Genomic DNA, 12,241 nt, shown 5'->3' on the forward strand with positions numbered 1-12,241 from the left:
TTTTTATTATAATTATACATCCTATCTGCCGTTAAGTGCTTTTTTTATCATTTTTATTTCTTCTTTATGGCCTTGATCGTCAAAAGGCGTTTCCAAGAAAAACGGTAAATCCTTTATAGCAGGATTAGTCATAAAATTAAGAATAGCTTCTAACCCTATTTCTCCTTCGCCTATTGCAGCGTGTCTATCTTTATTGCTTCCAAAAGGCATCATACTATCATTTAGGTGTATCGTCTTTAGTTTATCTATCCCGATAGTTTTGTCAAATTCCTCTAATACAGCATCTAAATTGTTAACTATATCATACCCAGCTGAAAATATATGGCAGGTATCTAGACATACCCCTACTCTATCCTTATACTGCACATTATCTATTATCCTTTTTAATTCTTCAAAACCTCTTCCTATTTCAGTTCCCTTACCTGACATAGTTTCCAAAAGAACTGTTATATTTTCATTTCCAGTTATTCCTTCATTTAATCCGTCTATTATTCTATCTATACCAAAGTCAACTCCACCACCAACATGGCTACCTGGGTGAAAACACAGATACTCTATACCTAGATTGTCCATTCTCTCTATATCCTCTTTTATTACCCTTCTTGCAAACTCATATACCTCATCTTTGTTTCCTCCCAAGTTCATAGTATATGGTGCATGGGCTAAAAGGGGACCAAAGTTGCTTTCCCTTCTGATTTTTTCAAAGCCTACTATGTCCTTTTCATCATATACTTTAGCATTTCCACCTCTTGGGTTTCTACTAAAAAATTGAAAAGTATTTGCTCCTATTTCTACAGCAGTTTCAGCCGCCTTTTTAAATCCTTTTGCTATTGATATATGTGGTCCTATTACAAGCATATTTATCTCCTTATTCTTCCTTATTTATGTTGTACTTTTGATAACAAATTTTACTTTTTATGATCTATTGTTTCTCCATTTTTTATAGCCTGTCTTTCCTCTATTAGATTCTTTAATATGTTATCAATAGTCCAATCCACTGATGTTTCTGTAACTACTGCCGATAGTACATTCTTTATTTTTACTTTTTTAAGGTTTTGTAGTAGGGAATTTATCATAGTATGGTGTAGGTTATTAAATAAAATAGCCTTGTTTCTTAAACCATCTTCACTTATATCCTCTTTATTTCCATCTAATATATCTCTCACTACATTGTTACTATTTTTATAGTCTAATACTATTAGGTCCTTTAACCCAAAAAGATTACATATATTTTTTACAAGCAGTTGTTCTTTTTTATTGAAATTTACAATTATAGCACAACTTCTGTCGTGTGTATTTTTAAATTTAGTTTCCTTCATATTTTCAAATGACATCTCTATAAACTCCTTTTTCTTTTTATATTTATATACCCAATAACGATTATAATAACCCTAAACTTACTCCACTATCAATATTATACATAATAACAGGTAAAAAATTCATCTATGTCTATGTAAAGTTGTTTATAATTTATTTTCTCAATTAAAATAAGTATCAACAAATGTCGATACTTATTATTATTTATAGCTAAATTATTATTCTGCCAAAGACTCACTCTTTTTTTCTGTAGGAATACTAAGCAACACTACTTTATGTCTATCGTTATCCATGTCGCTATCTTCTATATCAAAATTTCTTTTATTTATAATTTCATCTAACTTAGATTTTAATACACGATTCAACTCTAATAATTCCTCACTTGTAATGCAAACATCACGGTACTCTACTATGTTTTGATTAGTTATATTTTCCTGTTCTGCCGCCTTATAAAATAATTCACTTATGTTTTCGAACTTAGATATATTTAACCTTTCCTCCTCAGACTCACCCTCCACAGAAAAATCCAATATTTTTTTGCTTATAATTATATTTTTTGCACTTGGGTAATAATATTTTTCCACAATACCCGATTTAATTTTTTCCTCAACAAGTTCCAAAATACCTACCCTGTATAAAGTTTTTATGTGATAGTTTACTTTAGCATGAGGTTCATCTAATAACTGCGATAACTGCTTTGCCGACAACGGTAAATCACCAAATGTTTTTAGAATATCAATTCTACGGGGATGTACTATAGCCTTTATACACTCCAAATCTCTTAATACTAATACCTCTCTCATTACCCCCACCCCTAAAAAGATTATTTCACTTCAATACTATTATATATTAAAGAATATACTATTGTCAAAAAATTCGGTATTTTAAAAAATATTTAATTTAAGCATCCTAGATAGGTCTTCTAATACCCTAAGACCTGCTATACTATTTCCTTTTTTATCTAGTGAGGGTCCATATACCCCTATACCCATACGATTCGGAACAGATGCTAAAATGCCTCCTCCAACTCCGGACTTTGCAGGAATTCCAACCCTTATAGCAAATTCTCCAGATGCATCGTACATACCACAAGTTACCATAAATGTTTTTACCATCCTAGAAACACTTTCGCTCAGTACTCTCTCTCCAGTCTCTATATCTACACCATAAGTAGCAAGGTTTGTCCCTATCCTAGCTAAATCAACCGTATCTATCTCTATAGAACATTGTTTAAAATAAAGATCTAATACTTCTTCTACATCTCCTTCTATAAATCCGTCATTTTTAAGCAGATATGCCATCGCCCTATTTCTATCTCCCGTCCTTTTTTCCGAATTATAGACATCATAATTTATTGAAAGCTTATCATTCTTGGCAATCTTTCTAAAAAAATTCAACATTCTTTCCTCTTTTTCTTCAACACTATCGCCCTTTATAAGAGAGGTAGTAACTATAGCCCCAGCATTTATCATGGGATTGCATGGTTTTTTTGTATCATTCATCTCTAATTTCATTATAGAATTAAATGGGTCTCCGCTTGGTTCCATACCAACCTTCGAAAAAACGTGTGACCAGTCATTATCCATAAGAGCCATAGCTAAAACTATTGGTTTTGATACACTTTGTATAGTAAATTTAGTATCGTATTCTCCGGCTGTATATATCTTATTATCTTTATCTATTATGCAAATTCCTAAATCTTCTTTACAGGCCTTGCCTAAATCCGGTATATAGCTAGCTACATTTCCATTACTTGTATGTCTTCTATTTATTTCCACGATTTCATTTAACATATTGTTCATAGTACTCTGTTGCCAATAATTTATAAATGCACTTTCTTACTGCAACAGTCCATCACCTCCTAAAATTCAATTGTTATTCTTTTTTCAATTAAGAATATAATACAGAAAAACCTGATATTATGCAACATCAGGTTTTTAACAATAGATTCATTTAAGTTATTCTACTATCTTGCTTCCACCTATAAACTCTCTTATTATAGATGTATTTGGTATATCGGATGTATCCTCTAATTCAACAAAATACTGAAGAAACTTTAACAATCTATTAGCCTCTATATAAGCAGGACTATCTATACCTATATCCTCCAACAATGACGTGGCATATTTCTTTAAAACTGCAATTTCATATACACAAGCTGAATTAAATATAACATCAGCCTGACCTTGGTATGGGAATATATTTTTATCTTCTCCCCTTCTTACTGAAGGCCACTGCATTATTGTCTTCTCTGCATCATACCCTCTAAAATTGCTGTCTCTAACCATTCTCCTTATTAATCTTAAGTCTGTGGTTGGAATTCTATTATGATTATCTAAATTTATTTGAGTTAGTGCACTTATATATATTTTAAACTTATCTTTATCAGGTATTGATGATGTCAAAATAGGGTTCAATCCGTGTATACCTTCTAATATAACAGGTTGATTCTTTTCGATTTTAAGCTTTTCACCTGTATACTCTCTTTTTCCTGTTTTAAAGTTAAACTTTATAATATCTATCTCATCACCGTTAAACAAACTTGTAAGGTCCTTATTGAATTTATCCAAATCAATAGCATATATAGATTCAAAGTCATACTTACCAAACTCATCTTTGGGAGTGTGTTCTCTATCTACAAAATAATCATCCAAAGATATTGATATAGGGTTTAGGTGATTAACCCTTAAATGTATGCATAGTTTATGAGCAAAACTAGTCTTACCAGATGAAGAAGGTGCTGCTATTAATATAAGCTTACTTTTTCTTTCATTTATCATATCAGCTATTTGAGATATCTTCTTTTCCTGAAGGGCCTCAACTGTTCTGATCATGTCTCCATATTTTTTGTTTTCTATTATTTTGTTAAGAGATAAAACCTTGTCTACACCCATAAGTTTTGACCACTGCTCAGCCTCATAGTATATATTGGCCAACTTCTCATCTGGCATAAACTTTCTAGGAACATTCTTGTCTTCCTTACTCGGTCCTAAAACTACAACACCTTTGTTATACAATTTTAAGTCAAATGTTTTTATATAGCCAGTTGATGGGACCATATACCCATAAAAATGGTCTATATAATCATTACATTTATAAACCTTAGTATCATCATACTCTTTATACTTTAATAATTCTGCCTTTTCATATCTTCCCTCTTGCTCAAATAATTCTATGGCTTTTTGTCTTGTAGTCTCTATCTTTTCTATAGTATAGTCATTTTCAACTATTTCAACCATTCTTTTCTTAATATTATCTATATCTTCTTCATTTAAAGTTCTCTCTCCATGAACTTCGCAGTACAACCCTCCTGATAAAGAGTGTTCTATAACTACATCACACTCGTTAAACAACTCTTTACATGCCATTATAAATATAAGTGATATTCCCCTAAAATATACCCTAAGACCATCTGGGTTATTGGTATCTAAAAACTTTATATCACACTCTTCTTCAACCTCATAATTTAACTCTCTAATTTTTCTATCTACAATTGCAAGAGTTATAAATCCCTTATAATCGTTATAAATATCTTTAGAAATCTCTTCTAATTTTATACCTGTAGAGTTATCTTTTAGTTCATATTGCTTTTGCTTTCCATTAACATTTAAATTTAACTTTTTCATAGCATTTTCCTTTCCCCTTATATAGGAAAAAGAGGTGACTAAACCTCTTCCTTGATAAAATTTAATTTGTTTATAGAATCCTCAATATATTCATAACCAACTTCTAATACTAGGTATTCTGGTCCAAGGTTTAATACATCATATATATGACTTTCTGGCAGAATCCCCATACCTACTCCAAGATGACTATCCTCAAATCCATTATTATCACTAAGGTGAACTATATTTATTCTTTTTTTTAACTTAGAAATATAGTCGTCTTTACTTATTAAATAATGACCTGTATCATAACAAAAACACACCTTGGAGTTATCTATATTTTTAAATATGTATTCAAAATCAGATACTTTATTCCCAACATTAGAGATATCCCCACCTTTAGAATATGTATTCTCTATTGAAATAGTTATATCTCCATCTAAATAAATCTGATTTAAAAAATCGATACTATTTTTTAGGTATTTGTATCTGTTCATTGTCAACCTATCTGTTATAGCATAACCTAGATGAATGTTGAAATACTTAATATCAAATCCTAAAAGTTTGCTGTGTACCTCAACTATAAATTGAACCCAGTTATGTCTTATATACTTTATATTATCACAAGTATTTAGTTCCATGGGTAAATGAATTCCAACAGATAGTCCAAGCTTAGAAATTATATCTTTGTATTTGTATAATTCTTCGCAGTCCTCTATATTGTCTATTCCTATTTCTATATGGATTATAGTCCTTGATTTTTTACATACTTCTAAGACATCATCTATATTAAATAAAAGTGCTGATACCCCAATTTTCATAAGGATACCTACTTAACTACTCCTATTTTTGAAAATGGAAATAATCTAACTACAACTTCTCCCATTATATCTTTTTCATCTATCAACCCAACTTGATCATATCTGCTATCCAAGCTATCTTCTCTATTATCCCCCATAGCAAATACCTTTCCTTCTGGTACAGTTATATCAATATTTCCATCTGTGTAATTATCATGTATATAAGGCTCCTCTATTAATTTATCATTTACATAAACTTTAGAGTCCTGTATTTTTATATGATCTCCCTCTACTGCTATAACTCTCTTTACTAAGTCTTTTTTCTTACCGTCATCTTGTTCTAAATTTGTACCAAATACTATTATATCTCCATGTTCTGGCTCTCCAATTTTGTATGCTGTTCTATTTATTACTAAATAATCATTTTCGTCTAAAGTAGGAAACATCGATTCCCCTCTTACCAACGTAGGTCTTACAAATCTAGTAATTACAAAAGCTGCTACAAGTGCTATTGCAATTACCTTTATCCACTCCAGTATCTCATTTTTTATTTTTTCACTCACGAATACCATCTCCTTTACAACAAGCCTTACCTAATAAGTATAATTAAACTGTGTAGTTTCCTATAAGCTGAGTAGCTATTTCATTGATATTGTCATATTTATTTTTAGAAATTCCTAGGTCTAACAATTCACAGACCTTTATTAAATCCTGAACTACCTCCATAGGATCTCCATATATTTCTTCAATATCTTCTTTGCTTACACCTCTAAAACCATGCCCTACTGGACATTCATTTCTAAGTCTAATTAAATTTTCTAGTCTTTCACCATTTAAAATTTCTATTACCTTTTCCATTCTCTTTGTCTTATTTAAGTATTTATTAATATAGTGGGTAACACCATGTATTAAATTTCCATTATATATATTATACTTCTTTTTCAATACATATAATATGTTTTTCTTTGACACCATGTGACCATACATACACACCCTGTATTTTTTAGACTCTTTCGTACTGACAAAAATATACTTAAACAAAGCTTCCTTTAACCTATATAGCCTCCCTAAGAAATCTATATACTCTTCGTTTACAATCTGTATTTTGATATTTTCTATTAATTCAGATAGTATATCCTCTGGTTCCCCTGAATTTAAATGCACTAGATTTTGAGTTAATTTTTTTATTTCATTTGTAGATAACAAATCCCTGCTTGTTTGGTTTATAAATTCCTCAGCTCTTTTAAAATCGAAATTGATAGCGTATTTACAAGACTTTATAAGGAAGTATAAATCACCTTCCAATATATCTGCATCCTCTAATATATCCAAAACTGTACAATAATCGTATTTCTGCAAAAATTTAAAAATTATATACTCTTGTTGCTTATTTAAATTTCCCACAATACACCTCCTAAAACATTTCATGTTTTAGTATTATACAGTATCATGAATTTTATTACTTAATAAGTTATTCTACGACCTTTTGGGTAATGATTTTTTAAAACGCCATTTGATTCTTTGCCCCAGCCTAGTGGTATTCCTTCTACAGTTACAAGTACCCATCCTCTACTTTGATTAGTGTTTATAGTGTTTCCTCTAAGGTACTGATATACCTCCTGACTATCTACACTAAAATCTTCTGTATATTTTGCATCACATTTCTTTATATAATGAGACAAAGCATGAGATGGCTCAAATCTATTCTTTTTTAATATACCTACATGAAGACCACATCTTAACACTTTCAATCCATTAGTGTCAGGTGCATTATTAGGAATTAAATATAAGTTTTCTCCCCTTAAATTAAATCTATCTTCTAGTTTTATATTTAAGAACTTACTTTCAAATTCTCTATAATATTTCAACTCTTTTCCCATTTTCCTAATATTAATAGTATTAACTTTACTTTTTTCTTCATCTAATTTATGTATTTTAGCTACAAAGTGGCCTTCTCCTTTTATTTTGTGAGGCCATAGTCTCTTTATATCTATTAGTTTAGCATTTGGATACTCTTTTATAAACTCCTCTATTACCATTTCATTTTCTTCTCTAGAAAAAGTACATGTAGAGTACACTAAGGTTCCTCCCTTTTTTAGCATATCATATCCATCTCTTATAAGCTGTCTTTGAATACTTTGACATTCTATAACCTTTGTATAACTCCAATCTTTAATTGCAACCTCGTCCTTTCTAAACATCCCTTGTCCAGAACAAGGTGCATCTATTAAAACCTTATCAAAATAACCTCGAAATACCTTATTTAGTCTTTCTGAATCTGTGTTAGTTATTATACAATTTTTTGCCCCAAATCTCTCTAAATTCTCTCCCAAAGCTCGTACTCTTGTAGAATTTATTTCATTTGATACAAGGAGTCCTGTATTGTTCAATCTTGATAATATGTATGTGGACTTTCCTCCAGGAGCGGCACACATATCAAGTACAATGTCGCCCTCCTCTATATCTAATTTGGGTACAACACTCATAGCTGAGGGCTCTTGTATATAATAAGCTCCTGCCTCATGCAATGGATTTTTACCAGGTTTGGAATTACTTTCATGATAATAAAAACCATCTTCTGTCCACTCTATAGGAGATAATTCAAATAAATTCAAATCTAACATTTCTTTTTTTCCTATTTTTAAAGTGTTAAGTCTTAGTCCAGTTGTTTTTGGGCTTTTATAACTTTCTATAAAATCGTCATACTCTTCTCTAAGTAATTCTTTCATATCGTCTAAAAATTTTTCTGGTAAGTCGATCAAATTCCATCTTCCCTTCTGTCTTATGTCTCTTTTTAATGTCTACATTTTTTTAGTTTTTCTAAGTTTAAACCTTTTTCTCTTAAAAAATCTTACTTTTGAAATATTTGTATAGTACTCTAACTTATCTAAGTTATTTTTCCATAAAAATACTATATAAATTACAAATAATATAATAGCCCATCTATATTCTATTATCAATATAAAATCGAAAATGCCATGAAGTAAAATAGGTAATATTATTGACATTATAAAGTACTCTCTTTTTTTTATTTTATCATCTGAAAACTTGTATTTTGATATATAATATCCCATAGTAATTGCAAACATTATATGACCAGGTATAGATATTATCGCCCTACTTAGACCTAATTCAAATACAAAGTCTCTACTCTCAGACATTATATATATTAAATTTTCTATACTTGCAAATCCAAGAGATAAAAATATAGAGTATATAACTCCATCTAACTTTTCATTGAAGTGTTTTTCTTTGAATAGTATAGGTATCAAAATCAAAGCCTTCAAACCTTCCTCTGTAAGACCAGCAACTATAAATGCTATATATATATAGTTGTACCATCCATCTAAAATATTTATTTTAACTAAAAATCTTTCTATAATTATTGCAAATACACTTAAAATTGCACCTAAAACAAAGTACTTAACCAGTATTACTATCGGTTCCTTTTCATATTTATCTTTTAGATATATCCAAAATACAAATGCCACCACTGGAGCTAACGCTAATACTAATAAATCTATCGCCATAAAATAAAATTCCTCTCTTTTATATTTTCAATATATATTATTTCCATTTTTCTTAACAAAATAATAGTTATATTCATACAATAGAATAGTTATATTCATACAATAGAATATACTAGCATTTTAAAGTTATTTATAGAAAGGGTGATTTTATGCAAGATGGTTTTTTAACGGTTAGCGTAATTGACTCTGCTACCAACAGACCTATAAAAGATGCCACTGTAAACGTGTATTCTGTTCCGGAGAATGGAGAAAGTTCTTCTGCTTTATATCAAAATTTAAAGAGTAATGAGTCCGGTCAAGTCGTAGATTTAAAACTTCCAGCTCCGGATATATCATATTCTCAGGAGCCTTCTGATGTCAGACCGTATAGTCAGTATATTGTAGAGGCTATTATAGACGGATATGAGACGGTCGTTGTAGAAGGTACTCAGCTTTTCCCAACTATAGAAGCTAGACAAAATATGCCCCTACCACCCAAGACGAGAAGCAGAATGTCATACTCTAGACAAAATGAGGTTGTTTTTAGAATTGAGGAAAATACATTATACGGAACATATCCTCCAAAGATACCCGAAAGCAGTTTGAAACCACTGCCTCCTCCTACAGGATTTGTAGTTCTTGATAATGCTGTGGTACCTGAGTTTATAGTTGTACATGACGGTCTTCCAGAAGATACTTCTGCAAAAAACTACTGGATTCCTTTTAAGGATTATATTAAAAATGTAGCTTCTTCTGAAATATATTCAACTTGGCCCCAACAAACTATTTACTCAAATATAGTAGCTATTATCTCATTTACTCTAAACAGAGTTTTTACTGAATGGTACAGAAATAAAGGGTACAATTTTACAATAACTTCATCAACTGCTTATGATCATAAATTTATATATAATAGAAATATATTCAACACTATATCTGTAGCGGTAGATGATATTTTTAATACGTATATAAAAAGACCTCCTACAGCTAGACAGCCACTTCTAGCACAGTACTGCGATGGCATAAAATCACAGTGTCCTGGTCAAATGACTCAGTGGGGTAGCAAAGATTTAGGAGATGAAGGATATGATTTCAAAGCTATACTAAGACACTTCTATGGAAATGAAATCGTTTTTGAAAAAGCACCTATTGTAAGCGGTGTACCTGTTTCATACCCTGGGTATCCACTACAGGCTAGTTTATATAATAAATATGTTAAGACTATACAAAATCAACTTAATGCTATATCAAATTCATACCCTGCTATACCTAAAGTTAAAGAAGATGGTATATATGGTGAGAATACTTCTGCAGCTGTAAAAACATTCCAGCAAATATTTGGATTACCTCAAAGTGGCATAGTTGATTTTAAAACTTGGTATGAGATATCTAGGGTGTATGTGGCAACTACAAAAATTGCTTCTTTAAACCCTGTTATATAAACCCTATACAATACTAACATATAAATTAGTTTAATATATACAAAAGAGTCAACCATCACATTTTCTTGAAGTTGACTCTTTTTGTATATACTAAAATTTTAAAATGAGTTTTCTATTTATTTAATAATTTTTCTATTTATTTAAATATATCTAAATACTTTTCCTTTAGTATATGATCTATAACGTCCACTTTTATTGGAAACTCGGGTATACCTGCTGCATACGGTGCTATATCATACAAATCAAAATAGATAACAAGGCTATCATCTCGTACATAATACTTTTGACCTTTCTTTACTCCAGAAAATTGATATATACCTTCATTTTCTTTGTTTTCCTTAACTAATTCTTCTATCTGTTTTCTTATCTCTTTATCTATGACTATTTTATAATCTGAACCATCCTTAAAAAAATCATCTAAATTTAGAAACTTTCCATCTCTCATGTCTATGTTGTAAGATATATCCTCATACATTCCATGAGCTCCACCACTATATTGATAATATCTAACCTTTATACTCAACATATTATTGCTATTTTTCTCAACATCAAAGTTTATGTTTACTACGAATTTATTTTTATTTTCTTTATTATCTCCTAAATATTTTTTAGCCTCTTCCTGGGCATTGTTATAAAAGCTCATAATATCATTTCTAATCTTATCATTTATTGATTTTTCAATGGTCTTATTTGATGTGGTTATTATAGGTATATTTATCACACTGTTTATATACTCATTATTTTCTGTTATTGTTTGTGTGTCTATATTCGCTTCTATAGAATCTGTATCCGCCACACTTATTTTATTTTTAAATATAGAGTGCGGTATTTTAAATTCATATGCTATATTTTTCCCACTTTCTTTGTATGGATTAAAATAAACACTTATCCCTCCATCTATTATCGAATAATTTGTGTATTTATCTATGTTAATTCTGGACATATCTAGTCCTTCTTTATTATCTTTTTTGGTTTTAATTATATGATTCTTAATTACCTCTTTATAGTCTTCATTATTTTTTAAAAAATTATCTAAAAATATTCTTTGTCCTGTCTTGAGGTCAAAAATGTAACTATCTTTTTCAAACTTAGTATTGTTTTTACTGGATTTTGTATCTCTAGTTATAACTATGTTCAGTAAGTTGCTATCCTCAAATGCAACATAGTAATTTATATCTATAACTGACTTGTCCTTTTTCTCTAAAGTATCTTTAATCTGTCTTTGATTGTTTATAAATTGATTTATATTCTTTCTTATATATGAATTCATATATCTCTCTATTTCTTTATTGTAATAGTGAATCTGAGGCATTTTTATATTTATAGATATGTTTTTATCATTTATATTATACTTCTCCTCAGTTATCTTTATAACCCTTAAACCTCCAGATATGTTTGTTTGTAATGAGCTTCGCACTTTTAAAATATCAGTCTTTGTAACCACTAATGCCAGCGATCCCAATAAAATCCCCAGCATTAGTATATTTGAAAATAATCTTTTTTTCATTTTATATATTCCTCCTAAACAAACAAGCTTATTATTTAATCTTCTTATTATGTTTAGGAAT

Annotated in this window: 12 protein-coding genes; 1 reads left to right on the forward strand and 11 read right to left on the reverse strand. The window is 29.9% G+C overall.

Annotation, left to right across the window (positions count from 1 at the left end):
- Positions 1-21 precede the first annotated feature (21 nt).
- From BUB34_RS00670 to BUB34_RS00715, 10 genes are all read right to left on the reverse strand, one after another.
- Entirely contained in the window at positions 22-858 is an 837-nt protein-coding gene (locus BUB34_RS00670; protein WP_073123239.1) for a deoxyribonuclease IV, read from the reverse strand.
- Between the two features lie 50 nt (positions 859-908).
- Positions 909-1,334, reverse strand: a complete 426-nt coding sequence (locus tag BUB34_RS00675) for a DUF3783 domain-containing protein (protein WP_073123241.1) — start codon at positions 1,332-1,334, stop codon at positions 909-911.
- Between the two features lie 201 nt (positions 1,335-1,535).
- Entirely contained in the window at positions 1,536-2,120 is a 585-nt protein-coding gene (locus BUB34_RS00680) for an ArsR/SmtB family transcription factor (RefSeq protein WP_073123243.1), read from the reverse strand.
- Between the two features lie 81 nt (positions 2,121-2,201).
- Positions 2,202-3,119: a glutaminase A gene (glsA, locus tag BUB34_RS00685; RefSeq protein WP_073123245.1), complete on the reverse strand. Its 918-nt coding sequence runs from the start codon at positions 3,117-3,119 to the stop codon at positions 2,202-2,204.
- A 156-nt stretch (positions 3,120-3,275) separates the two neighbouring features.
- Complete coding sequence (locus BUB34_RS00690) at positions 3,276-4,943, reverse strand: nucleoside kinase (RefSeq protein WP_073123247.1); 1,668 nt, start codon at positions 4,941-4,943, stop codon at positions 3,276-3,278.
- Positions 4,944-4,981: 38 nt separating this feature from the next.
- A complete protein-coding gene (locus BUB34_RS00695; RefSeq protein ID WP_073123249.1) occupies positions 4,982-5,743 on the reverse strand; it encodes a sugar phosphate isomerase/epimerase family protein in 762 nt (253 codons plus the stop codon).
- 8 nt (positions 5,744-5,751) lie between these two features.
- Positions 5,752-6,294, reverse strand: a complete 543-nt coding sequence (lepB, locus tag BUB34_RS00700) for a signal peptidase I (RefSeq protein ID WP_200787821.1) — start codon at positions 6,292-6,294, stop codon at positions 5,752-5,754.
- Positions 6,295-6,328: 34 nt separating this feature from the next.
- The gene (locus BUB34_RS00705) at positions 6,329-7,126 is read right to left on the reverse strand and encodes a hypothetical protein (RefSeq protein WP_073123253.1); all 798 of its coding nucleotides are present in this window, start codon (positions 7,124-7,126) and stop codon (positions 6,329-6,331) included.
- Between the two features lie 59 nt (positions 7,127-7,185).
- Entirely contained in the window at positions 7,186-8,484 is a 1,299-nt protein-coding gene (locus tag BUB34_RS00710) for an RsmF rRNA methyltransferase first C-terminal domain-containing protein (RefSeq protein WP_084120054.1), read from the reverse strand.
- Between the two features lie 39 nt (positions 8,485-8,523).
- Positions 8,524-9,252 (reverse strand): PrsW family intramembrane metalloprotease, encoded by a 729-nt coding sequence (locus BUB34_RS00715; RefSeq protein WP_073123257.1) that lies wholly within the window; start codon positions 9,250-9,252, stop codon positions 8,524-8,526.
- 149 nt (positions 9,253-9,401) lie between these two features.
- Here BUB34_RS00715 and sleC point away from each other — a divergent pair, with 149 nt between their 5' ends.
- Complete coding sequence (sleC, locus tag BUB34_RS00720; RefSeq protein WP_073123259.1) at positions 9,402-10,673, forward strand: spore cortex-lytic germination protein SleC; 1,272 nt, start codon at positions 9,402-9,404, stop codon at positions 10,671-10,673.
- Positions 10,674-10,809: 136 nt separating this feature from the next.
- Here sleC and BUB34_RS00725 read toward each other — a convergent pair whose 3' ends face one another.
- Complete coding sequence (locus BUB34_RS00725; RefSeq protein ID WP_073123260.1) at positions 10,810-12,180, reverse strand: DUF3298 and DUF4163 domain-containing protein; 1,371 nt, start codon at positions 12,178-12,180, stop codon at positions 10,810-10,812.
- Positions 12,181-12,241: the final 61 nt, after the last annotated feature.

It is taken from the genome of Asaccharospora irregularis DSM 2635, from assembly GCF_900129815.1.
Lineage (GTDB): Bacteria > Bacillota > Clostridia > Peptostreptococcales > Peptostreptococcaceae > Asaccharospora > Asaccharospora irregularis.